The organism is Microbacterium martis, from assembly GCF_047246685.1.
Lineage (GTDB): Bacteria > Actinomycetota > Actinomycetes > Actinomycetales > Microbacteriaceae > Microbacterium.
The window spans coordinates 1,154,386-1,177,139 of the sequence record NZ_JBFOKT010000001.1 but is presented as its reverse complement, the minus strand read 5'-3'; the positions used below and the strand labels follow the sequence as shown (position 1 = coordinate 1,177,139).

Below are 22,754 nucleotides of genomic sequence, written 5' to 3'. Positions count from 1 at the left end.
CGCGGGAATAGGCTTGTGCGGTGGCAGATGTGCGATACGTGGCGATCGGTGATTCCTTCACGGAGGGGGTCGGCGATGTCCTGCCCGACGGCAGGGAACGCGGATGGGCCGACCTGGCCGCTCAGGGATGGGCCGACGCGTCGGGGCACCCCATCCAGTACGCGAATCTGGCCATCCGAGGCAAGCTCGCCTGGCCGATCGTCGAGCAGCAGCTCGAGCCGGCACTGGCGCTGAAGCCCACGCACCTCTCCTTCAACGGCGGCGGCAACGATATGCTGCGTCCGCGCACCGACGTCGAGCACATCGCCGACGCCTTCAGCCGGGTCCTCCGGCGCTGCGACGAGGAGGGCGTCACCCTGATCCTGCTGTCCGGAGCGAACCCGAGCGGTCAGCTGCCGATGGGCGCGCTCGTGCAGCGTCGCGGCGACCTGCTCTCCGACGCGGTGCTGAGACGGATCGAGGGGCGCTCCGACGTCGTCCGCGCGCTGAACTGGCCCGACCGCGAACTCGCTCAGGGTGCCTACTGGTCGGAGGACCGGTTGCACATGAACGCCGCCGGTCATCACCGCGTGGCCGCTCGCGTGCTGCACGCGCTCGGATTCGAGCCGCCGGAGACCTGGTGGGCGCCGAGCGAGCGCGGGGGAGCGGGCCCGTCGGGCATGGCCTACTATCGCGAGTTCGTGGGGCCGTGGGTGCGCCGGCGGGTGACGCGGACCTCGTCGGGCGACGGACGCAGCGCGAAATACCCGACCTGGGTCGAGAGAACGCCGTCGTGATCCGGCTGCGAGGCAGACGGATGCCGCGGCGGGTCACACAGCTGCTGATCGGTCTCTTCCTCTACGGGATCGGCATCGCCTTCATCGTCCGCGGGGCGATCGGCGCGGCGCCGTGGGACGTGCTCACGCAGGGCATCGCCCGCCAGGTCCCGCTGAGCTTCGGGACGATCACGATCCTCGTGAGCATCGTCGTGCTGCTGCTGTGGATCCCGATCCGGCAGCGACCGGGCACGGGCACCGTGCTGAACGCCCTCCTGGTCGGGCCGTCGGCCGATGTCGGATTCTCCGTCATCCCGCAGACCGACGTCCTGTGGATACGCGTCGTCTTCTTCGTGATCGGTCTTCTCGTGCTGTCGGCGGCGACGGGGCTGTACATCGGGGCGGCGTTCGGTCCCGGTCCCCGCGACGGATTGATGACGGGCCTGCATCGCCGGACCGGTTGGCCCATCTGGGTGGTGCGCACCGGCCTGGAGGTGACCGTCGTCGCGGCAGGGTGGGCGCTCGGCGGCAACGTCGGCGTCGGCACGGTGGCGTTCGCGCTGCTGGTGGGACCGCTGTGCCAGTTCTTCATGCGGCTCTTCGCCATCCGTCTGCCGGAGCCGACGGACTGGGTCGGACCGCCGCACACCGGCGAGATCCGCCTCGCGGGGTGACCGCCGCCGCGGGCGCGGAGGGCACCCCTCCGGCCGCTCGTTTTGGTGAGACTCCGGCGTGAGTGGAAGGCTGGGATGATGACCTCTCCGTTCTCGCTCATCGTCTCTCAGGGGCGGGTCGCCGATCGCACGGACGGGGCGCTCGTCGGCGCGCGCCGTGTCGCCGACGCGTTCTCGGGCCTGTTGTCGACGTCGCCGGTCGTGGTCGGGGCACCCTCGGCAAGCGCCGTCGACGACTGGTCGGAGGCGCTGCCTCTGGCCTCCGAGACGCTGACCGGCCTGAGGGCGGCGGTGGACGAGGTGCTCGCGGCGGGATCGCGGCCGCTCCTCATCACGAACACCTGCGCCGCCAGCCTCGCGACGCTGCCTGCCGCCGCACAGCGGCATCCCGACGCCGTGGTCCTGTGGATCGACGCGCACGGCGACTTCCACACGCCCGAGACGACCGAGTCCGGGTACCTCGGCGGTATGGTGCTGGCGGCGGCGTGCGGCCTCTGGGACAGCGGGCATGGGGCGGGTGTCGATCCCGCGCAGGTGATCGTCATCGGCGCCCGCGACATCGATCCGGCCGAGCAGGAGCTGCTGGCGCGCGCGGGCGTGTCGGTTCTCACCCCGCAGGAGAGCACGCCCGATCGTGTCGCCGACCTCGTGGGCGGCCGCCCTGTTTGGATCCATGTCGATTGGGACGTGCTCGAGCCGGGCTACATCCCGGCGGCGTACCGGGTCGACGGCGGTCTGCTTCCGCACCAGATCGCGGCGATCTTCGCGGCGCTGCCCGCCGACGACGTTCGCGGTGTGGAGCTCGCGGAGTTCGAGGCGGGCGATGCCGAGGTGCCGGAGCGCGTGAGCGTCGAACTCATCGTCGAGACCGCGCAGCATCTGCTGCGCTGATTCCGCGGCGTTCGCGGACCGACCTCGGTCAGCGTCGCCGTTCGGGATCGAGGCCCATCCGGATGCGGGTGCGCTTCCGCTCGATGAGGATGAAGGTGACGCCGAGGACCCACAGCGGGATCGGCATGAGAAAGGCGACGCGGAAGGCCTCGAGGGAGTAGGTCTCCGGCGTGCCCGCACCCTGGATATCGAGGGCGAGACCGATCAGGAAGATGGCGATGAGCGCGGCGATGAAGCCGCCAGCGTTGGTGACGCCCGTCGCCGTGCTGAGACGGTGAGACGGGTTGTGCGTGCGGGCATGGTCGAAGGCGATCATCGATGCGGGCCCGCCGGTGGCGAGGGCGACGGCCAGCACGTACAGGAGCCACAGCGGCGCGGGCTGGGGGAGGAGCAGCACGGCGATCCACGCGACCATCTGTACGCCCACGGCGGGGAGGACGAGGGCGACCGAACGGTGATTCGGAAGCCGCCGCGAGAGATCGCCGATCACCGGGCCGAGGGCCATGCCGGCGATGACGTACACCGAGATGATGCCGGCGGCGTGCGCCGTGCCCAGCCGCTGTCCGGCGGTCAGGAACGGCATCCCCCAGAGGAGCACGAAGGCGGTGCCCGCAAACGGGGGAGTGAAGTGCGACCAGAACGCGAGACGCGTGCCCGGATGCGCCCACGCTGCCCGGATGCCGACGCCCGTGTCGATCGCCGAGGTGACGACGCGGATGACGCCGGTATCGGTGTCGACCGAGACGTCGGCGTTCCGCTCCGGCGGGTGGTTGCGGATGATCAGGGCGACGAGCACGGTGAACAGCACTCCCAGGCCCGCGACGCTTCCGAACGTGATGGTCCAGGTCGTGGCATGCAGCAGAGCGGCCAGGGGAACCAGTGCGACGAGCTGGCCGGCCTGCCCCACGATGCCGGTGAACTGCACCATCAGGGGTCCGCGCTGCGCGGGGAACCACGTCGCGACGAGGCGGAGCACGGCGGGGAAGATCGCCGCGTCCCCGGCGCCCAGGAGCACGCGCGCGACGATGGCGATCCCGACGCTGGGGGAGAGGGCCATGGTGAGCTGGCCGGCGGCCATGAGCAGCATGCCGATGACCATGATGGGCCGTGACCCGTGGCGATCCAGCAGGATGCCGATCGGAATCTGCATACCACCGTAGACCGCCAGTTGTACGACGGCGAAGAGCGCCAGGGTCGAGGCATCCGCCTGGAATCTGTCGGCCGCCTCGACGCCGACGGCGCCCAGCGATGTGCGATTCGTGATGGCGAGCACGTACGCCGCCACACCCACCGACCAGATCAGCCACGACCGCCACTCCGGACTCACGGCAGGGGAGCGGGGGATGGGGGGCACCCTTCCACGCTACTCTCGCGCGACGACGTATCGGCGAGTACGGTCGGTGCGGAGGCGTGTCGGACGGGCTCGCCGGCGAGGATCGATCGAGGAGGATGCGATGTCGAGGGTGTTCGTGCACGCCACGGTCTCGCTGGACGGCTTCATGGCCGACGAGCAGGGGGAGATCGGCTGGATGGAGGACTGCCCGTCGGTCCCGGAGGACGAGGCCCTCATCGCCGGAGTCGTCGCCGACGTCGGCGCCGTCGTGGGCGGTGCGAACAAGACGCAGACGATCGAGGACGGGGAGATCCCTTATGGCGGCCTGCCGGACGTGCCGGTGTTCCTGATGACCCATCATCCGCGCGGTCCGATCGAGAAGAATGGCGTGACCTACGAGTTCCTCGACGACATCGACGCCGCGGTGGCGGCCGCCAAGACCGCCGCAGGCGATCGGTGGGTCAGCCTGCTGGGGGGCAGCATCGCTCGACAGTGCCTCGAGCGCGGTCTCGTCGACGAGATCCGGCTGCATGTGGTGCCGATCGTCCTCGGACGGGGAATTTCGCTGTTCAGCGGTCTGTCACAGCCCGTCGAGCTCGAACGCGTCGACACGGCTGCTTACGACAGCGCCGTGCACCTGCGGTATCGCGTCGTCAGCGTGGCAACATGACTCCGACACCGCGGCACCATTCGATCGACTCGGGTTCACAAGACAAGACCTGACATAATGTGCATTATCGGCGAAACCTCGCGGGCTGCAGGCGCGGCGGTAGGGTTCGATCATGGAGCCGAGCATCGACATCGCGTGGGACGACGCGCGCCGCGTCAACCAGCAGAACTGGGAGGATCGCGTTCCGCTGCACGAGGTCGCCTACGGCTTGGACGCGTTCGACGACCCAGGTCATCTCAGCGACGTCGTGCGCCACGACGTTCCTGTGCTGGAACGCTTCCTGCCGTCGGCGTCGCTGGTCGGCGTCGATCTGTGCCATCTGCAGTGTCATATCGGCACCGACACCGTCTCGCTGGCTCGCGCCGGAGCGACCGTGACCGGCGTCGACTTCTCACCGAGCGCCCTGCAGGTCGCGTCCGCACTCGCGGCACGGTCGGGGGTCGCCGCTCGGTGGGTCGAGACCGACGTGCTCGACGCACGCCGCGCCGTGACCGGCGACTTCGACGTCGTGTACACGAGCATCGGCACGATCACGTGGTTGAACGATCTCGATCGCTGGGCCGCGCAGGTCGCGGCGCTGCTCCGTCCCGGCGGCACCTTCTACATCCGCGACGGGCATCCCGCACTCTACGCGCTCGATGAGAACGCGCCCGACCTCACCACGCGCTACCGGTACTTCGGCGACGGCACAGCTCAGCAATGGGACGAGGAATCGACCTACGTCGGAGATGGAAAGATCGCGCATCCCCGCACGTACGAGTGGCCGCATCCGCTTGCCGAGATCCTCGGATCACTGCTGAGAGCCGGCCTGCGCATCGTCCATTTCGATGAGGGCAGGATGCTGCCGTGGCGATTCAGCCCGCGCATGGTCGAGGTTCCCGGCGGGTACGCGTGGCCCGAGGCCGAGCGCGATCTCGTGCCGTGCACCTTCACCATCGTCGCGCGACGCGAGTGACGGCGTCAGGCCCCGACGTACTCCGCGAGGTGCTCCCCCGTCAGCGTCTTCTTTTGGGATACCAAATCTTTCGGAGTTCCCTCGAACACGATGCTTCCGCCGTCGTGCCCGGCACCCGGTCCGACATCGATGATCCAGTCGGCGTGCGCCATGACCGCTTGATGGTGCTCGATCACGATCACGGTCTTGCCAGCATCGACGAGTCGATCGAGGAGCCCGAGGATCTTGTCGACGTCGGCGAGGTGCAGACCGGTCGTGGGCTCGTCGAGCACGTAGATGTCGCCCTTCTCCCCCATCTGGATCGCCAGCTTGATGCGCTGTCGCTCGCCGCCCGAGAGCGTGGACAGGGGCTGTCCGAGCGACAGGTAGCCCAATCCGACGTCGTCCAGTCGTCCGAGGATCGCCGTCACGGCGGGAATCTTCGCGTCCCCCTCAGAGAAGAATCGGCGTGCTTCGGAGACCGGGAGGTCGAGCACCTCGGTGATGTCCTTGCCCCCCAGCTTGTACTCCAGAACGGCCGCCTGGAAGCGCTTGCCGCCGCAGTCCTCGCAGGGCGTCTCGATCGTGTCCATGAAGCCGAGCTCGGTGATGATGACGCCGGCACCCTTGCAGGTCGGGCACGCGCCTTCGGAGTTCGCGCTGAAGAGCGCCGGCTTCACGCCGTTCGCCTTGGCGAACGCCTTCCGGATCGGTTCGAGCAACCCGGTGTAGGTCGCGGGATTGCTGCGGCGCGAGCCCTTGATCGCGCCTTGGTCGATCGCGACGACGCCGTCGCGTCGTGAGACCGAGCCGTGGATGAGCGAGCTCTTCCCCGACCCCGCCACTCCCGTGACGACGGTCAGCACGCCCGTGGGGATGTCGACGTCGACGTCGCGCAGATTGTTCGTCGCTGCGCCCCGCACCTCGATGGCGCCGTCGCTCTCGCGAACGGCATCCTTCAGCCGTGCGCGGTCGTCGAGGTGGTCCCCGGTGCGCGTTCCGCTGGCGCGAAGACCCTCGACGGTGCCCTCGAAGCAGATCTCCCCGCCCGCGCTCCCCGCGCCGGGGCCCAGGTCGACCACGTGATCCCCGATGGCGATGGTCTCGGGCTTGTGCTCCACGACCAGAACGGTGTTGCCCTTGTCGCGCAGCTTGAGCAGCAGTCCGTTCATGCGCTGGATGTCGTGCGGATGCAGGCCGATCGTCGGCTCGTCGAAGACGTAGGTCACGTCGGTCAGCGAGGAGCCGAGGTGCCGGAGCATCTTGATCCGCTGGGCCTCTCCCCCGGACAGGGTGCCCGACGGCCGCTCGAGGCTCAGGTAGCCGAGTCCGAGCGTCACGAAGGCCTCGAGATTCGCGCTGAGGGCCTCGAGCAGCGGACCGGCTCCGGGCAGATCGAGCCCGCGCACCCAGGCGGCCAGATCGGTCACCTGCATGCGGCAGGCGTCGGCGATGCTGACGCCCTCGATCTTCGATGAGCGGGCACCCTCGGTCAGTCGGGTGCCATCGCACTCGGGGCACACGGCGAACGTGGCCACGCGTTCGACGAACGCGCGGATGTGAGGCTGCAGAGCGTCGAGGTCTTTCGAGAGCATCGCCTTGGTGATCTTGGGGATCAGGCCTTCGTACGTCATGTTGATGCCCGAGATCTTCACCTTCGTCACCTCCCCGTAGAGGAACATGTGACGCTGCTTCTCGGTGAACTCGACGATCGGCTTGTCGGCCGGGTAGAAGCCCGACTGCGAGAAGCCCTTCACCATCCAGCCGTCGGCGGTGTAGCCGGGCACCATGATGGCTCCCCCGTCGAGCGACTTGGACTCGTCGACGATCTGGGCGAGATCGAGATCCGACACCGCTCCCCTGCCCTCGCATCGCGGACACATGCCGCCGAGGTAGATCGCGTCTTTCACGATCTTCTTCTCGCCGCCCGGTCCCGTCATGACACCGCTGGCCCGCTGCGTGGGGATGTTGAACGAGAACGCGGTCGGCCCGCCGATGTAGGGCTGTCCGAGCTTGCTGAAGAGGATGCGCAGCATCGCGTTGGCGTCGGTCACGGTTCCCACCGTCGACCGCGGATTCGCCCCCAGGCGCTCCTGGTCGACGATGATCGCGGTGGTCAGTCCCTCCAGCACGTCGACGTCGGGGCGAGGGACCGAGGGCATGAAGCCCTGCACGAAGGCGCTGTACGTCTCGTCGATCATTCGGCGCGATTCTGCCGCGATGGTGTCGAAGACGAGTGAGCTCTTGCCCGATCCCGACACCCCGGTGAACACCGTGAGTCGTCGCTTCGGGATGTCGACGCTGACGTCCTTGAGGTTGTTCTCACGTGCTCCTTGCACGCGGATCAGGTCGTGCGTGTCGGCGGGATGCTCGGCGGTGGTCATCGGCGTCCTTCAGGTCGTGGCCGGGTGTCAGCCGGCCTGGTTGATACGGAGGAGGTTGCCCGCCGGGTCGCGGAACGCGCAGTCCCGCACTCCGTACGGCTGGTCCATCGGCTCCTGGACGACGTCGGCGCCGCTCTCGACGAGCCGCTCGAACAGTCCGTCCAGATCGTCGCTGGCGAGGGTGAGGGCACCGTAGCTGCCCTTGGCGATCAGTTCCAGGATGGTCTGCCGCTCGGCATCCGTGATCCCCGGGTCGGTGGCGGGCGGATGCAGGACGATCGACGTCTGGGGCTGACCCGCGGGTCCGACGGTGAGCCAGCGCAGGCCGTCGTAACCGACGTCGCCCCTCACCTCGAATCCGAGCGCATCGCGATAGAACCCGAGAGCGGCGTCGGCGTCGGTGTGCGGGAGGAAGGTGTAGTGGATGCTGATGTTCATGGGGATCACGCTAGATGCGCGTCGGTGCGCGGCGCTTCTCCGTTCCTGATCGGTCGGGTCACGTGCTTCGCCTGGAAGGACGGGATGCCGTCGAGATCGGCGGCGCGTTCACGGTACACCCGGGGTGGGACACCGACGAGTTCTGCGAAGCGCGTGCTGAAGGTGCCGAGCGACGAGCAGCCCACCTCCATGCACACCTCGGTCACGCTCAGGTCGCCGCGACGCAGCAGGGCCATCGCCCGCTCGATCCGGCGCGTCATCAGGTACGAGTACGGCGACTCCCCGTAGGTCTCGCGGAATCGGCGGCTCAGGTGCCCGGCCGACATGTGGACGCCGCGCGCCAGCGACTCGACGTCGAGCGGGCGCGCGTACTCACGATCGATCCGGTCCCTCACCTTGCGCATCGACACGAGTTCCCGCAGTCGAGCGTCGTCGTCGGCCGTCACGATCCGATCCCGTCCCCGTCCTCACCTGTGAGCGGGTGAGCCTCTCCGACGCCCGCGTGCGGGCACCTTCCACACGGCACGCTGTGAGCGCTACTCTGAGTGGCATCCCCACAGGATTCTCTCAGAAAGGGTCCACCTCATGTCCCAGACACTCTCCGCAACGGGATCGATCTCGCGATCCATCCGCGTGGCGCTGCTCGTCTCCGGAGTCATCGCGCTGATCGCCGGCATCGTGCTGCTGGTGTGGCCGGTGAAGTCCGCCGTCATCGTCACGGCCATCTTCGCGACGTACCTCATCATCGCCGGACTCGTGTACATCGGGCTCGGCATCTTCTCCGGCGCCAAGGGCGGCTGGTCGCGCGTGGGGCACATCGTGCTCGGCCTGGTCTACATCGCGGCCGGCGTCATCGCCTACGCGAACCTCGGAGCCGCCGCTGCCGCTCTCGCCTTCGTCGTGGTGATCTTCATCGGCATCAGCTGGATCGTCGACGGCGTGGTCGCCCTCTCCCTGCTGGGCCAGGACGGCTCGCGGGTGTGGACCCTGCTCTACGCGCTTCTGAGCATCATCGCCGGAATCATCGTCCTCTTCTCGCCGGTCATCGCCGGGCTCGCCTTCTGGCTGCTGCTCGGCGTGTCGCTGGTGGTCCTCGGCATCGTGCAGATCGTCCGGGGCCTCACCCACGGCAGAGGCGAGCGGGTCCACGGCGGAACGGTCGCGGAGGGGTCCGCGGCCTGACGTCCCGCTCGGAACGGTCGGCCCCGCCTGCGGGAGGCAGAGCGGGGCCGATCATTCGTCGTGGAGATCTACTCGGCGCCGAAGGCGCTCACATCGCCGACGAGTCGGGTGTTGTCCGTCGGCACGGGGTCGACGACCGCCCTCGCCACCTCGGCGGCGAACTCGGAGACGTTGTAGAGCCTGCCGGCGGACTCCCGCCGTTCGGCGATCGCGCCCGGGTTGGCCCGCTCGAGCAGCGTGGCGGTGATGGTGCCCTCAATCATGTCGCCGGAGACCACGGTGAAGCCGATGCCCTTCTCGGCGAGCCCGGGGATGCGCTCGCGCAGCGCGTCCTCACCCGCGCGCTTCGAGAGCGCGACCGGCTCGTATTCGGGCATGGTGGGCGTGGTCCGGATGAAATGGGCCTGATGGCTCGTCACGAACACGACGCGGGAATCCTCGCCGAGGAGCGGGGTCGCCGCTTCGAGGACGTTGAGCTGGGCGTCGCGATTCAGGGTCAGCGCGTAGTCCTCGGCCATCCCCGACTCCATGCCGCCGGAGGCGTTGAGCACGAGCACGTCGAGCCGGCCGTACTCGGCGCGGATCGCCTCGAACATCTCGGCGACGGATGCCGGGTCGGTGAGGTCGGCGCCGACCACCAGCGCGCGTCGCCCGAGCTCGCGCAGCTGTGCGGCCAGCTTCTCGGCCCGGGGCGCCTTGTTGCGGAAGTTGATGACGACGTCGGCCCCGGCCTCGGCGAGGTAGCGCACGGTGTCGGCGCCGATCCCGCGCGACGAGCCGGTGACAAGAGCGACCTTGCCGTCGAGGGAACCTGCGGGAAGAACGTCGGTCACGATGACTCCTCAGAATGCGTGGGCGCCGCGATCGCACGGCTCTCTCACACTACCAATCCGCCTTCGCCGACTCCGCGGGGGCGTCCGCGCCCCGTGATAGGTTGACCGCAAAGGAGGCCGCATGGATGACTTCTCCGTGTTCATCGAACTTGTCGAGAACTGGGCCTGGATCGGCTGGCTCGTCCTGATCGCGCTCTTCCTCGTCATCGAGATGCTGACCCTCGACTTCACCTTCCTCATGCTCAGCTTCGGCAGCGGCGTCGGACTGATCACCGATCTCGTCGGGCTGCCGGTGTGGGCGCAGGTCATCATCGCCGCCGTGGCCGCGGCGGCGTTCATCCTGTTCCTCCGACCGCCCCTGCTCAAGCGGCTGCGACGAGGCGAGGACCCCACGAAGTCGAACGTCGACGCGCTCATCGACCTGCGCGGTGTCGCGCTCCACGACATCACCCCGATCTCCGGCCAGGTCAAGCTCAGCAACGGCGACACCTGGACGGCGCGTTCTCTGACGTCCGTCCCCATCCCCCAGGGATCGTCGGTCGCCATCACCGCGATCAACGGCGCGACGGCCGTCGTGCGTCCCGTCAACGACTAGGAGGAACCCGTGAACGACTCCTCGTTCATCCCCACCGCGATCCTCTGGATCCTCGTGGTGGCGATCATCATCTTCGTGGTGGTCACCGTCGCGAGGTCCATCCGCATCATCCCGCAGGCCACGGCCGGAGTCGTCGAGCGGCTCGGGCGCTATCACAAGACCCTCACGCCCGGGCTCAACCTCCTCGTGCCGTTCATCGACCGCCTCCGTCCGCTCATCGACATGCGCGAGCAAGTGGTGTCGTTCCCGCCGCAGCCCGTGATCACCGAGGACAACCTCGTCGTCTCCATCGACACGGTCGTCTACTTCCAGGTCACCGACGCCCGCGCCGCCACCTACGAGATCGCCAACTATCTCGGTGCGGTCGAGCAGCTCACGACGACCACGCTGCGCAACGTCGTCGGCGGACTCAACCTCGAAGAGGCGCTCACGAGCCGTGACAACATCAACGGGCAGCTGCGGGTCGTGCTCGACGAGGCCACCGGTAAGTGGGGCATCCGCGTCGGACGCGTGGAGCTCAAGGCGATCGACCCGCCCGTCTCGATCCAGGACTCGATGGAGAAGCAGATGCGCGCGGAGCGCGACCGGCGCGCCGCGATCCTCACGGCGGAGGGAACCAAGCAGTCGGCCATCCTCGAGGCCGAGGGTTCGCGTCAGGCGGAGATCCTGCGCGCCGAGGGCGACAAGCAGGCTGCGGTGCTGCGCGCCCAGGGTGAGGCCGAGGCGATCCAGAACGTGTTCTCGGCCATCCATCAGGGCGCGCCCGACGATAAGCTGCTCGCCTACCAGTACCTGCAGATGCTGCCGAAGATCAGCGAAGGACCGTCGAACAAGCTCTGGATCATCCCGAGCGAGCTGACCGAGGCCCTCAAGGGGATCGGCACGGCGTTCACCCCCAAGCCCGGCCAGACCCCGACCGACGCGTCTCCGGGCGCGTGACGCACCCGTACTTCTCGAAGGCTCGGCATCCGCGCGTCCTCGCCCACCGGGGACTGATCACCGCGGTGGGCGCGGAATCGGGCGTGTGGGAGAACACCGCCGCGTCGTTCGCCGCCGCTCACGCCGCCGGTGCCGAGTACGTGGAGACCGACTGCCAGGTCACCGCCGACGGCGATGTCGTGCTCTTCCACGACGCGACGCTCGAGCGGCTGCAGGGTGATCGGCGCTCGGTGAACGAGGTGCGCACGCGGGAGCTGCGGAGCATCGTGGCCGACCACGGCGGTCTGCTCACTGTCGCCGAGGCGCTCGACGCGTTCCCGAGCGTGCGTTTCAACATCGACGTGAAGACGGCCGCGGCGGTCGCGTCGCTGGGTCCGATCCTCGTCGACCACACCCACCGCGTGCTCGTGACGAGCTTCTCCGACGTTCGCCGCCGCGCCGCGATCGCCGCCGTCCTGGCCGCCGGCGCGACCCTCCGCCCGGCGACCTCGGGAGGCAGCGGATCGATCGCGGCGCTGCGGGCGCTCTCCGCCCTCCGCCTCTCCCCCGCCCGCGCGCTCCGCGACATCGACGCCCTGCAGATCCCCGAGCGACATGGGGCGGTCCGCGTGCTGACGCCGGCGCTGGTGCGCGCGGCACACCGGGCCGGCGTCGAGGTGCATGTGTGGACCGTGAACGACGCCGACGACATGCGTCGGCTGGCGCGTCTGGGAGTCGACGGGATCGTCTCCGACCGAGCGGATGTCGCCCTCGCCGCGCTCGATCCGTCCTAGCATCCCCCGTCCCGCCCCCCCGTCACGCGTTCCCGCGTTCCCGCCTCCCGCCGACGAGACCCCGCGTTGCCGTCGAGACCCCGCGCTGCGGACGTCCGCGGCGCGGGGTCTCGACGCGAAACGGGGGTCTCGGCGAGGGAGGACGAATGCCCATAACCTCTGCCGCTGGGACTCCGCTGTGAATCGCGGGCGGATCGCCCTCCTATGGATGAAGCGCACAGGTCCGAGCGTTATACCTGACAGCGGACGAGAGGACCACACAATGGCAGATCGCAGCCTGCGCGGCATCCGACTCGGCGCCCAGAGCCTACAGAGCGAAGAGGGCGTCGTGTTCATGGAGCGTCGCGAGACCACCTACACCTGTGACACGTGCGGACACGTCACGAACCTGATGTTCGCCGCCGACGCGGAGCCGCCCCAGACCTGGGAGTGCCGCTCCTGCGGGTCGGAAGCCCGACTCAACGTCGACGGCCAGGCGGTCACCCTCGAGGTGAACGACGAGAAGGCCGCACGCACCCACTGGGACATGCTCATGGAGCGGCGCACGCGCGCCGAGCTCGAGGAACTGCTCGAGGAGCGACTGGCGTTCATCCGCGCCCGTCGCGGCGCCGGCGAAGACCCGACGCGCGAGAAGATCGGCGCCTAGCGCCGCCGGGCGCGCCACCAGGCGACGATCAGCGCGCCCAGCCCGCCCCAGACCAGCACCTGCTGGATCCAAGGGCCCAGAACGACCCCCGCCGTGAGGCCGGAGCGGAGCTCGACATCCTCGAGCATCGCCCCGGCCTCTCCTGCATCCAGGTGGGCGACCGTCGTGCCGTCGGGGCGGATGATCTGACTCGTCCCGACCGTGGAGACGTTCACCACGCTGCGTCCCGTTTCGATGGCCCGCATGCGCGCGAAGGCCAGCTGCTGGAGGTTCTCGTCGGTGCCCCGGAAATCGGCGTTGTTGGTCTGGAAGACCAGCACCTCCGCGCCGGCGCCGATCCCTTCCGTGATCACGTCGTCGTAGATCACGTCGAAGCAGATCGCGAGCCCGACCTCGACCCCGTCGACATCGACCACCGGCAGGTTCCGGCCCGGGGTGTACTCGCGGCCGATGAGGCCGATGAGGTCGGGAGCGAGCAGGGCGAAGAACTCCCGGTCGGGAACGTACTCCCCGAACGGGACCGGATGCCGCTTGTCGTGGATCCGTCGTTCCGCACCGGCATCCGTCCACAGCATCGAGGTGTTGAAGTAGCGTTCGTCGCGACCCGTCGCGGCGTTGGCGAGCAAGGGCGCCCCTATGCGGGTGGAGATCAGCGACATGCGGCGCGCCAGCGCCTCGTTCTGGAACGGGTCGGCGTCGAGCGACCCCTCGGGCCAGACCAGCAGGTCGACGTCCTCACCGTAGAGGGGCACGGTCGCCTCGGTCTGCGCGTCGATGACAGAGAACGGCTCACGCCGATCGAAGTACCCGGTCGGGCCGTCGCCCTGCACCGCGGCGATGCGCATCGACCCGGACGGGGTCGTCGGGAACTGAGGGGTGGCGACGAGGACCACGGCGAGGACGGCGGGGGCGATCAGGCGCAGCGGCCGTCGCCACGCGCCCAGCCGGACCACCTCGATGAGCATCGCCACGATCAGCACCATCAGGAAGCTCAGCCCGCTCACGCCCACCCATGACGACACCGGCGCGAGAGGGCTCTCGGCCTGGCTCATGCCGATCCGGGCCCAGGGGAATCCGCCGTAGGGGAAGGTGCCGACGAAGACCTCCCGGCCCACCCAGAGCGCGGCGATCACGACAGGGAGCACGATCAGGCGGCCGGAGGTTCCCGGAAGGGCGCGGGGAAGCCACCGATACGCCAGTGCCGTGAGGATGAGCGCGAGCGCGGTGAGGCCACCCTCGACCACGCTCAGAGCGATCCACGGGATGGGGCCGAGATACCGAGCGGTGAACGAGACGAGAAGCGCGAACAGCAGGATGCCGTAGACGAGACCCACGAGGAGCGCACCGCCGGCCCTCCGCCCGATGAGCGACACCAGCAGCAATGCGGCTGCGGGGAAGGCCAGTACCCACACCGCCGTCTCGGGGTACGCGAGGTTCATGAGGAGTGCGGCGAGAGCCGCGGCGATCGTGGCGGCCCAGAGCGGCAGAATTGGGCGCGGGCGCGCCGGGGAGTCGGACATCGCTCCCATTCTCACATCGACGAGTATGCGACGATGCCGCGACGGACGCCGTCGAGCGCGACGCGCGCCGTGCGGGCGAGAGCGCCGTCTTCCGCCACGATCGAGAGCTGGTCGAGAAGGTCGATCGTCTGCTTCGCCCAGCGGACGAAGTCGCCGGCGGCCATGTCGGCCTCGACCAGGACGCGATCGAGCATCCCGCCGCGAGCCCAGGAGTGCATCGCCCCGGCCAGGCCGGCCGCCAGCGGCTCGGAGCCGGGCAGGTGGTGGTCTTTCTCGAGGTCGTCGAGCTCGGCCCAGAGCGCGGTCGTCCTGTCGTAGGCGCTGCGGAACGCGCCCCGAGGCAGGCCGTGCTCCCCCGAACCCGCTTCGTCGCGTCGCGGCTCGTAGACGAGGCAGCATGCCATGGCCGCGAGCGAGGGGGCGTCCAGACCGCTCCACAGCCCCTGACGCAGCGATTCCGCGATGAGCAGGTCACGCTCGCCGTAGATGCGGCGCATCGTGCGGCCGGCATCCGTCAGCACGGTCTCGCCTGCGTCGTCGGCGACGTAGTCGAGCGTCTCGAGCACTTCGACGACGCGGTCGAACACCCGCGCCACCGTGCCCGTTCGCGTCTCGATCTGTCGTCGCGTGCGATCGGTCTGGCGCTTCAGCTTCCAATACCGCTCGGCCCACCGTGCGTGGGCCTCGCGATCCGGGCAGCGGTGGCAGGGGTGCCTCTGCATCTGGGTGCGCAGCGACTGGATGCGCTTCATCCTCTTGTCGCGCGCAGCGCGCGGCGCCTGCGCATCCTGTCGGTTCTTCTTCTCGAGATCGCTGAGCTCACGGCGGATCGCGGCGTACTCGGGGAAGTCGCCGTGCTCGCACGACATCGCCGAGCGATACCCGGCCAGGGACTCCTCGGCCTCGCGCACCTGCCGGGCGAGCCCCACGACCGAGCGATCGGCCTGGAACTGGGCGAACGACGACTCGAGGACCTGCCGTGCGCGCGCCTTCCCGAACAGGTCGATGAGGTTGACGGCCATGTTGTAGGTGGGTCGGAAGCTCGAGTTCAAGGGGTACGTGCGGCGCGACGCGAGGGCGGCCACCGCCTGCGGGTCCATGCCCTCGGTCCACTGGACGACGGCGTGTCCCTCGACGTCGATGCCGCGGCGTCCGGCGCGGCCGGTGAGCTGGGTGTACTCCCCCGACGTGATGGCGACCCGGGCCTCGCCGTTGAACTTCTCCATCTTCTCCAGCACGACCGTCCGCGCCGGCATGTTGATGCCGAGGGCGAGCGTCTCGGTGGCGAAGACCGCCTTCACGAGCTTGCGCTTGAAGAGCTCCTCGACGACCTCCTTGAAGGCCGGCAGGAGTCCGGCGTGGTGGGCGGCCACTCCCCGTTCGAGGTTGTCGAGCCAGTCCCAGTAACCGAGGACTCCGAGGTCTTCGTCCTGCAGTGTGCGGGTGCGCTCCTCGACGATCGCGCGGATCTCGGCCCGCTCCTCGGTCGATGTCAGCCGGATGCCCGATCGTCGCACCTGCTGCACGGCCGCGTCGCACCCGACGCGGCTGAAGATGAAGAAGATCGCCGGCAGCAGGTTCGCGCGTTCCAGCAGCGTGATGACGTCGGGGCGGTCCATCCGCTCGATGCGCCTCATATTGGCGGAGCGCACGGGCCGACGGCCCCCGCGCTCCGGCCGCTTCGCCTGCCGCCCGGCGTGACGGTCGCTGACGTACGACTGCACCCGGCGGTTGTTCTCGTAGTGCGAGCCGGTGAACGAGCGAATGCGCATCAGCTCCTGATTGACCTGTGCCGTGGCGATGCCGGCGCGGTCGTCGAAGAGCGGGAGCAGATCGTCACGGACGAGCACGTGCTGCTCCAGGGGAACCGGGCGGGTCTCCGAGACGATCACCTCGGTGTCGCCGCGCACCGTGTCGAGCCAGTCTCCGAACTCCTCGGCATTCGACACCGTGGCGCTCAGCGAGACCAGCCGCACGTGCCGGGGCAGATGGATGATGACCTCTTCCCAGACCGCTCCGCGGAACCGGTCGGCCAGGTAGTGAACCTCGTCCATGACCACGTAGCGCAGGTCGCGCAGAGCCGCCGAGTCGGCGTAGATCATGTTGCGCAGCACCTCGGTCGTCATGACGACGATGCGCGCGTTGCCGTTGATGTTGGTGTCGCCCGTGAGCAGCCCCACGTCGTCGGGCCCGTAGACGTCGACCAGCTCGCGGAACTTCTGGTTCGACAGCGCCTTCATCGGCGTCGTGTAGAAGGCCTTGTCGCGCGGAGACTGCATCGCGAGGTGGATGGCGAACTCGCCCACGATGGTCTTGCCCGCGCCGGTGGGAGCGGCGACGAGTACGCTGCGCCCGTTCTCGAGCGCATGGCACCCGGCGACCTGGAAGGGGTCGAGCTCGAACCGCTGGGTCGCGGCGAAGGCCTGCGTGGCCGGATGGTCGGCCGCCTCCCGTGCCGCGGCGTAACGCTCGGAGGGTGAGCTCATACCTGATCCGGCAGCAGGCCGGCGGCGGCGTCGCGTTTGCGCCTGCGCCGGTCGAAGAGGAGGGAGAGCCCGGCGGCGGCGAAGAACAGCACGATCAGGATGCCGGCCAGCATCAGCATGCTGACCACGTCGGCGGCCGGCGTGGCGAGGGCGGCGAACACGGTCGCGATGATGATCGCCACCCGCCACCCCTTCAGGATCGCCCGACCGCTCATCACGCCCGCGACATTGAGAGCGACGAGGAAGACCGGGAGGACGAAGGAGATCCCGATGACGATCATCAGCTTGAAGATGAAGTCGTAGTACTCCTGCGCCTGATAGAAGTTCGTGCCGCCCTCGGGTGTGAACGCCCACATCAGCTCGATCACGTGCGGCATGATCACGATGCCCAGGTAGCACCCGGCGAAGAACAGCGGAACCGCCGCGGCGACGAACCCGATCGTGTAGCGGACCTCTTTCCGTGTGAGTCCGGGCATGATGAACGCCCAGATCTGCCACAGCCACACCGGCGCCGAGATGAAGAGGCCGATCGAGAAGGCGATCCGCATGCGCATGTCGAACGCCGCGGTCACCGTGCCGAAGTTGAGGGCGCTGAAGCTGTCACCGCGCTTCTCGCTGATGATGCGGATCGGCTCGGTGATGAGATGGATCACCGGATCGGCGATCAGGAACGCGACGACCATTCCGACGACGAGCGCGAGCGCCGCGTACATGAGGCGCTTGCGCAACTCGACGAGATGCGCGCCGAGCGACATCCGCCGATCCCGATCCGTCTTCTGCTTCACGGTCGGTTCGAGGGTTGCCACGGCCGATCAGGCGCGTGGCGGAGTCTCAGGAGTGGTGCCCGAGTCCTTCACCGTGGTGGGCTCGGCGGCGACGGCATCGTTGCGCGTCGCATCGTCTTCCTTCATGGCCTTCATCTCGCCCTTGAAGACGCGGGCGGACTGCCCCATGCTCTTCGCGAGGGCGGGGAGCTTGGCTGCACCGAAAAGAAGAAGGATCACGGCGAGCACGATGAGCAGGTGCCAGCCTTGCATTCCAGCGAACATGTCAGAATCCCGTCGACAGTGAGGTTTGGCTCAGTCTACAGGCGAAACCTGCGGATCGGGACGGTGGTAGAGCGCGAGTCCGGCGACCGCCCACTCGCGCGTCGCGGAACGAGCGACACCCGGCTCCAGCACCTCCATCGCGCCGCCGAATCGCGCTGCCAGGCGCTTGATGCCGCGCGGGTCGGCGAGATGCAGATGTGCCGTGACCGAACCGTCGACCGCTTCGAGCGTCTCGGCGGAGACGAAGCCGTGCAGCAGCGGGGCGAAGCGCTCGGACACGCGCACGGTGACCTCCCGCTCGTCGTCGAGACCGACGAACGCCTCCGGCACCTGATCCCCGCCGTGGGTGATCGGGATGCCCGTCAGCTTCGGCTCGCTCACACGGTCGAGGTGGAACGTGCGCATCGCCTCGCGCATGTGGCACCAGCCCTGCAGGTACCACTGCCCGTTCGTGATCAGGATCTGAACGGGGTCGACCGTGCGGGTGGTCGGGGCGGCATCCGGCGCCTGATAGGTGAACGAGATGGCGACGCCGTCCTGCAGGCCGCGGGCGACCGCCTCGCGCACCTCGTCGACGGCACCGGGGGCGACGACGACCTCGGCGGGGGCGTCGGCCGCGCCGCGGGAGAGCTTGCCGATGAGTCCCGCGACGAGTCCGGAGTCCGACACGGCCGGCACGGCCGCGACCATCTGCAGCCCCGCCAGCAGCGCCGCGGCCTCGCGCGCCGTGAAGCGCGGGACCCGGCGCAGCGCCACGTCGTTGGTGATCTCGATCACGTCCTCGTCGTCGAGCAGGTCCCAGTTGATGTCGAACATCTCCTGGGGCTGCTGCCAGTACCCCGCCTCGCCGGGCAGTCCGATGACGGTGAGCTTCTCGACCATCGCGCGCATCTCCTGCGGCGTGACCCCGAACTCGGCCGACGCCTCGGCCAGCGAGACCTGTCCGTGCTCCAGCAGGTACGGCACGAGGGTCAGGTAGAGACGGACGCGCTCGGCGGCGAGGAGTGGCTTGGCCTGTGCGCTCATCGTGTCTGCTCCCGATCGGCGTGGGCGGCGGCCACGGCCTCGAGGCGCGTCACGACCTCATCGCGCAGGGATGCCGGCTCCACCACCCGCACCTCCGGGCCGTACGAGGCGAGTTCGTCGGCGAGGATGTGCAGATCGACGAAGGGGACGGTGATGCCCTGAGCGGCCGGTGCCGCCCGCCGCCCCAGCCGCAGCGCCGCCTCCGTTCCCGGCGTGACCTCCAGCAGTGCGGAGTTCTCGGCGGCCACTCGTTCGAGGCCGGCCAGGGCCCTCTCCCCCGCGCCGTCCCGGAGGGCGGGGTCGAAGGTGTCCGGGGTGATGGTCACGTCGCCGACGATACGGCTGAGGAGGAACATGCGGTCCTCCTCGATGTCGACGTCGATGCCGAACACGTGCCAGCGCGCCTCGTAGTCGACGAGGGCGAGCGGACGGATGCTGCGCCGACGCGGCACGGCCTCGCCGGGCTTGAGGTAGTCGAACACGACGACCCGGCTCTTCTCGATCGCGTCCTGCAGAGGGGCGAAGGCCGCGTCGCGGGCGGTGATCCGCGGGGCGAAGCCGATGATCGGCTCGTCCCCGTCGATGCCGAGTGCGCGGATCTTCCGGACGCCGGACTGCGCGTCCAACGAGGCCGACTCCGCGCTCCAGACGCTGCCGGCGAGTCGCAGGACCGCGAGCTCCGCGGCGGTGAACTCGATGTCGGCCGGGAGGTCGTATTCCGCCTGCGGAATGCGATACCGGGCTTCTCGCAGATCGTTCGGGTCCGCGGCGTCGCCGATCGTCTCGATCGGAACGCCGAGCGACCGGAGCTCGTCCTTGTCGCGCTCGAACATCTTCTCCAGTGCATCGGCGCGCGTGCCGGCATCCGCGCGCTGACGATAACCGGAGACGTTGTCGAGGATCTGCTGCTTCGTCAGCCCGATCTCCGTGGCCATCAGCGCCACGACGAGATTCGTCAGACGCTCCTCCGCGGGGATCCGGCCGGCCATCACTGCGTGGGCGCCGTCACTGCGCCCAGGATGTCGATGACGTAGACCGTGGCGGGGGCGCCGTCGGCCTCGGGGACGACGGCGAGCAGCTGCGATCCCACGGTTCGCCCGACCAGCTCGTCAGCGAGAGTCGGCGCCGACGACGCCAGATCGCCGGTGGGTCCTTCGCCCCACGTGCTGGACACGACCTTCTTGTCGTCCCAGCCGACGGCGGTGACGTTCACGAGGGGGATCTGCTCGGCGGTGACCTTCTCGCCGTCGCCGTCGATGAGGGTCTGCACGACCTGCTTCGTGGGAGCGGTGCTGTCGGGGACGATGACGCCCGGGGTGCCGTCGGCGGCGCGCACGACCGTCGGCATGCCCTGCGCGTCGTTGAAGCGAAGGGTGCCCTCCGCCTTCGACAGGAAGACGTCGAGCACGTCGATGACGAAGACCATGTTGTCGTCTTCGGAGAGGCCGAGGCCTGAGAGCGCCTCCGCGCCGAAGTCCTCCGGCGTGAGTCCGGCCACGATGCGCGAGCCCTCGGTCGCGCACGCGAAGGCCTGAGCGAGTCCGGGCGACTGCGAAGCCCAGTAGGCGGCGTTGGAGACCTGGCCCTTGTTCTCGTCGTAGGCGGTGCCGTAGACCTTCTCACCGGTCTCGCCGCTGAAGATCGACAGCTCGACGGTGAGGGCCTGCTGGTCGTTGACGATGGTGCGCCCGTCGCCCTCGATGACGTCGGCCACCTCGGACCTCGTCAGGTGGAGCGGCGAGAAGACCGACACGTCCGGCGCCTCCCCCAGCTCGCCCTCGACGGTCACCGCATCGCGGATGCCGGTCGCGTCGGCGTGCCGCTCGCACGAGGCTCCGTCGGAGGAGGCCGTCACGGAGCAGCCCGTCAGGGCGAGGACGGCGAGGCTGAGGGAGGCCAGAACGGCGGACGTTTTACGCACGCGCCTCAGTCTATTCCGTCGTGTGATCGGATTCGCGCGCGGCCGCCGCGAGGCGGGCGCCCTCGGCTGCGCGCCCGGCCTCCCTGGCGCGCTTGCGGAGATTCTTGTCGGTGATCTCGCGGTCGCCGACGGCACCGGGCGTCCACAGCTCGACGTCGTCATCGCCGTAGCTGCTCTTCGAGGCGCGTCGCTTGACCGACGGCGCCACGGCGCCGGGAGCCAGGCGTCGTGCGGTGAGGAGGAAGCCGGTGTGAGCGACCATGCGGTGATCCGGACGCACGGCGAGGCCCTCGACGTGCCAGCCGCGCACCATGGTCTCCGACGCATCGGGGTCGGTGAACAGTCCCGTGCCGCGGATGTACTCGGCGACGCGCGAGAGCTGCGTGGCCGTGGCGACGTAGCAGAGGACGACGCCACCGGGAGTGAGGGCCTCGGCGACCGCGTCGATGCACTCCCACGGGGCGAGCATGTCGAGCACCACGCGATCGACCCCTCCGGACGGGGCATGCGCGGGCAGGGCCTCGACGAGGTCGCCGACGATGACGCTCCACGTGTCGGGCGCCGCGCCGAAGAAGGTCTCGACGTTGCCGCGCGCCACCTCGGCGAAGTCGTCGCGGCGCTCGAACGACAGGAGACGTCCGGCCGGACCGATGGCGCGCAGGAGCGAGAGCGAGAGGGCGCCCGACCCCACCCCGGCTTCGACGACGACGGCGCCCGGGAAGATGTCGGCCTGCATGACGATCTGGGCGGCATCCTTCGGGTACACGATCGCCGCGCCGCGCGGCATCGACATCGCGAAGTCGCGGAGCAGCGGACGCAGCGCCAGATACTCGTGCCCGGAGCTGTTGGCGACCACCGAGCCGTCGGGCAGGCCGATGAGGTCGCGGTGACGCAGGACGCCCTGGTGGGTGTGGAGTTCGCCCGTCTCGCGCAGGGTGACCGTGTGCAGGCGGCCCTTCGGACCGGTCAGCTGCACGCGGTCGCCCTCGCGGAAGGGGCCGCTGGGCCGGGGGGTGGCCTGCGCGGTCATCGCGCGGTCTCCGTCTGGACCGTCTTCGACTCGAAGAGGTCGACGAGGTCGGCGACACCGCGACCGGCGAGGGTCGGCCAGAGCTCGTGCGCGCCGAGATGGTCGAGCGCGACGATGTGCGGCACGCCGAGCGTCAGAGCGCCCGATGCCAGCCCCGCCCGCACACCGGTCGGGGAGTCTTCGATGACCACCGCGTCGGCGATGTCGACGTCGAGCAGCGCGGCGGCCTGCAGGTACGGCTCGGGATGCGGTTTCGGGTTGTCGACGTCGTCTCCCGCCACGACGATGTCGAAGGCGTCGAAGTCGATCAGATCGACCACGTTCAGCGCCATGCGGCGCAGCGACATGGTGACGAGCCCCGTGGGGATCCCGGCATCCTTCAGCTCCGCGAGCAGCTCGCGGGCTCCCGGCCGGAACGGCACGCCGTGGGTGCGCAGCGACTGCTGCACCACGTCGGTCAGGTGGGAGACGATGGCCTCGGGCTCCATGGCGACCCCGGCCTCGCGGAGGATGATCGCGCTGTCGATCAGGCCGCTGCCGACGAGCCGGAGGGCGTCCTTCTCGGTCCAGGTGCCGCCGAACGACTCGACGAGCGCCGTCTCGGCCGCCATCCAGTAGGGCTCGGTGTCGACCAGTGTTCCATCCATGTCCCAGAGGACTGCGCGGGGCTTTCTG

At 69.2% G+C, this 22,754-nt stretch carries 24 protein-coding genes; 10 read left to right on the top strand and 14 right to left on the bottom strand.

Features of this window, described 5'->3' with window-relative positions; all coding sequences use genetic code 11:
- Positions 1–29 precede the first annotated feature (29 nt).
- The 3 genes from AB3M90_RS05665 (at position 30) to AB3M90_RS05655 (ending at position 2,320) form a co-directional block, all read left to right on the top strand.
- The gene (locus tag AB3M90_RS05665) at positions 30–776 is read left to right on the top strand and encodes an SGNH/GDSL hydrolase family protein (protein WP_412951229.1); all 747 of its coding nucleotides are present in this window, start codon (positions 30–32) and stop codon (positions 774–776) included.
- Complete coding sequence (gene yczE / locus AB3M90_RS05660) at positions 773–1,429, top strand: membrane protein YczE (protein WP_412950523.1); 657 nt, start codon at positions 773–775, stop codon at positions 1,427–1,429. Before AB3M90_RS05665 ends, yczE begins: the two co-directional genes overlap by 4 nt.
- 78 nt (positions 1,430–1,507) lie before the next feature.
- On the top strand, positions 1,508–2,320 hold the full coding sequence (locus tag AB3M90_RS05655; RefSeq protein ID WP_412950522.1) for an arginase family protein: 813 nt from the start codon (positions 1,508–1,510) through the stop codon (positions 2,318–2,320).
- Positions 2,321–2,348: 28 nt separating this feature from the next.
- Here AB3M90_RS05655 and AB3M90_RS05650 read toward each other — a convergent pair whose 3' ends face one another.
- Positions 2,349–3,674 carry an MFS transporter gene (locus AB3M90_RS05650; protein WP_412950521.1) on the bottom strand — a complete coding sequence of 442 codons (1,326 nt, stop codon included), beginning with the start codon at positions 3,672–3,674 and terminating at the stop codon, positions 2,349–2,351.
- A 100-nt stretch (positions 3,675–3,774) separates the two neighbouring features.
- Here AB3M90_RS05650 and AB3M90_RS05645 point away from each other — a divergent pair, with 100 nt between their 5' ends.
- Both AB3M90_RS05645 and AB3M90_RS05640 read left to right on the top strand, forming a co-directional pair.
- Positions 3,775–4,323, top strand: a complete 549-nt coding sequence (locus AB3M90_RS05645; protein ID WP_412950518.1) for a dihydrofolate reductase family protein — start codon at positions 3,775–3,777, stop codon at positions 4,321–4,323.
- A gap of 112 nt (positions 4,324–4,435) precedes the next feature.
- The gene (locus tag AB3M90_RS05640; RefSeq protein ID WP_412950517.1) at positions 4,436–5,278 is read left to right on the top strand and encodes a class I SAM-dependent methyltransferase; all 843 of its coding nucleotides are present in this window, start codon (positions 4,436–4,438) and stop codon (positions 5,276–5,278) included.
- A 5-nt stretch (positions 5,279–5,283) separates the two neighbouring features.
- Here the strand turns inward: AB3M90_RS05640 and AB3M90_RS05635 are convergent, their stop codons facing one another.
- The 3 genes from AB3M90_RS05635 to AB3M90_RS05625 are packed head-to-tail and all read right to left on the bottom strand — an operon-like array spanning position 5,284 to position 8,483.
- The gene (locus AB3M90_RS05635; RefSeq protein WP_412950516.1) at positions 5,284–7,641 is read right to left on the bottom strand and encodes an ATP-binding cassette domain-containing protein; all 2,358 of its coding nucleotides are present in this window, start codon (positions 7,639–7,641) and stop codon (positions 5,284–5,286) included.
- Between the two features lie 27 nt (positions 7,642–7,668).
- Positions 7,669–8,079 carry a VOC family protein gene (locus AB3M90_RS05630; protein ID WP_412950514.1) on the bottom strand — a complete coding sequence of 137 codons (411 nt, stop codon included), beginning with the start codon at positions 8,077–8,079 and terminating at the stop codon, positions 7,669–7,671.
- A gap of 5 nt (positions 8,080–8,084) precedes the next feature.
- Positions 8,085–8,483 (bottom strand): helix-turn-helix transcriptional regulator, encoded by a 399-nt coding sequence (locus tag AB3M90_RS05625; RefSeq protein ID WP_489672172.1) that lies wholly within the window; start codon positions 8,481–8,483, stop codon positions 8,085–8,087.
- A 181-nt stretch (positions 8,484–8,664) separates the two neighbouring features.
- On the opposite strand from AB3M90_RS05625, the gene AB3M90_RS05620 reads away from it, so the two are divergent.
- On the top strand, positions 8,665–9,261 hold the full coding sequence (locus tag AB3M90_RS05620; RefSeq protein WP_412950509.1) for an HdeD family acid-resistance protein: 597 nt from the start codon (positions 8,665–8,667) through the stop codon (positions 9,259–9,261).
- Between the two features lie 68 nt (positions 9,262–9,329).
- Here AB3M90_RS05620 and AB3M90_RS05615 read toward each other — a convergent pair whose 3' ends face one another.
- Positions 9,330–10,094: an SDR family oxidoreductase gene (locus AB3M90_RS05615; RefSeq protein WP_412950507.1), complete on the bottom strand. Its 765-nt coding sequence runs from the start codon at positions 10,092–10,094 to the stop codon at positions 9,330–9,332.
- A 121-nt stretch (positions 10,095–10,215) separates the two neighbouring features.
- On the opposite strand from AB3M90_RS05615, the gene AB3M90_RS05610 reads away from it, so the two are divergent.
- The 4 genes from AB3M90_RS05610 to AB3M90_RS05595 all read left to right on the top strand — a co-directional run bounded on the left by AB3M90_RS05610 (position 10,216) and on the right by AB3M90_RS05595 (position 13,047).
- Positions 10,216–10,689, top strand: coding sequence for an NfeD family protein (locus AB3M90_RS05610; RefSeq protein ID WP_412950506.1), 474 nt, complete (start codon positions 10,216–10,218; stop codon positions 10,687–10,689).
- 9 nt (positions 10,690–10,698) lie between these two features.
- Positions 10,699–11,628, top strand: coding sequence for an SPFH domain-containing protein (locus AB3M90_RS05605; protein WP_412950505.1), 930 nt, complete (start codon positions 10,699–10,701; stop codon positions 11,626–11,628).
- Positions 11,625–12,401 (top strand): glycerophosphodiester phosphodiesterase family protein, encoded by a 777-nt coding sequence (locus tag AB3M90_RS05600; RefSeq protein ID WP_412950503.1) that lies wholly within the window; start codon positions 11,625–11,627, stop codon positions 12,399–12,401. The genes AB3M90_RS05605 and AB3M90_RS05600 overlap by 4 nt, the downstream gene beginning before the upstream one ends.
- A 262-nt stretch (positions 12,402–12,663) precedes the next feature.
- Entirely contained in the window at positions 12,664–13,047 is a 384-nt protein-coding gene (locus AB3M90_RS05595) for an RNA polymerase-binding protein RbpA (protein ID WP_412950501.1), read from the top strand.
- On the opposite strand, the gene lnt is transcribed toward AB3M90_RS05595, so the two are convergent.
- From lnt to AB3M90_RS05550, 9 genes are read right to left on the bottom strand one after another with little or no spacing between them, the layout of a single operon-like run.
- Entirely contained in the window at positions 13,044–14,567 is a 1,524-nt protein-coding gene (lnt, locus tag AB3M90_RS05590) for an apolipoprotein N-acyltransferase (RefSeq protein WP_412950499.1), read from the bottom strand. The genes AB3M90_RS05595 and lnt overlap by 4 nt on opposite strands.
- Positions 14,568–14,578: 11 nt before the next feature.
- Positions 14,579–17,053, bottom strand: coding sequence for a DEAD/DEAH box helicase (locus tag AB3M90_RS05585; protein ID WP_412950497.1), 2,475 nt, complete (start codon positions 17,051–17,053; stop codon positions 14,579–14,581).
- On the bottom strand, positions 17,050–17,808 hold the full coding sequence (gene tatC / locus AB3M90_RS05580) for a twin-arginine translocase subunit TatC (protein ID WP_412951226.1): 759 nt from the start codon (positions 17,806–17,808) through the stop codon (positions 17,050–17,052). The genes AB3M90_RS05585 and tatC overlap by 4 nt, the downstream gene beginning before the upstream one ends.
- 57 nt (positions 17,809–17,865) lie before the next feature.
- Complete coding sequence (gene tatA, locus AB3M90_RS05575) at positions 17,866–18,102, bottom strand: Sec-independent protein translocase subunit TatA (protein ID WP_412950494.1); 237 nt, start codon at positions 18,100–18,102, stop codon at positions 17,866–17,868.
- Between the two features lie 30 nt (positions 18,103–18,132).
- Positions 18,133–19,128, bottom strand: a complete 996-nt coding sequence (locus AB3M90_RS05570; protein ID WP_412950492.1) for a helix-turn-helix transcriptional regulator — start codon at positions 19,126–19,128, stop codon at positions 18,133–18,135.
- Complete coding sequence (locus AB3M90_RS05565; RefSeq protein ID WP_412950490.1) at positions 19,125–20,117, bottom strand: helix-turn-helix transcriptional regulator; 993 nt, start codon at positions 20,115–20,117, stop codon at positions 19,125–19,127. Before AB3M90_RS05565 ends, AB3M90_RS05570 begins: the two co-directional genes overlap by 4 nt.
- Positions 20,117–21,049, bottom strand: coding sequence for a hypothetical protein (locus AB3M90_RS05560; RefSeq protein ID WP_412950487.1), 933 nt, complete (start codon positions 21,047–21,049; stop codon positions 20,117–20,119). The genes AB3M90_RS05565 and AB3M90_RS05560 overlap by 1 nt, the downstream gene beginning before the upstream one ends.
- 10 nt (positions 21,050–21,059) lie before the next feature.
- Positions 21,060–22,079, bottom strand: coding sequence for a tRNA (adenine-N1)-methyltransferase (locus tag AB3M90_RS05555; RefSeq protein WP_412950485.1), 1,020 nt, complete (start codon positions 22,077–22,079; stop codon positions 21,060–21,062).
- Positions 22,076–22,726, bottom strand: a complete 651-nt coding sequence (locus AB3M90_RS05550; RefSeq protein WP_412951224.1) for an HAD family hydrolase — start codon at positions 22,724–22,726, stop codon at positions 22,076–22,078. Before AB3M90_RS05550 ends, AB3M90_RS05555 begins: the two co-directional genes overlap by 4 nt.
- Positions 22,727–22,754 lie beyond the last annotated feature (28 nt).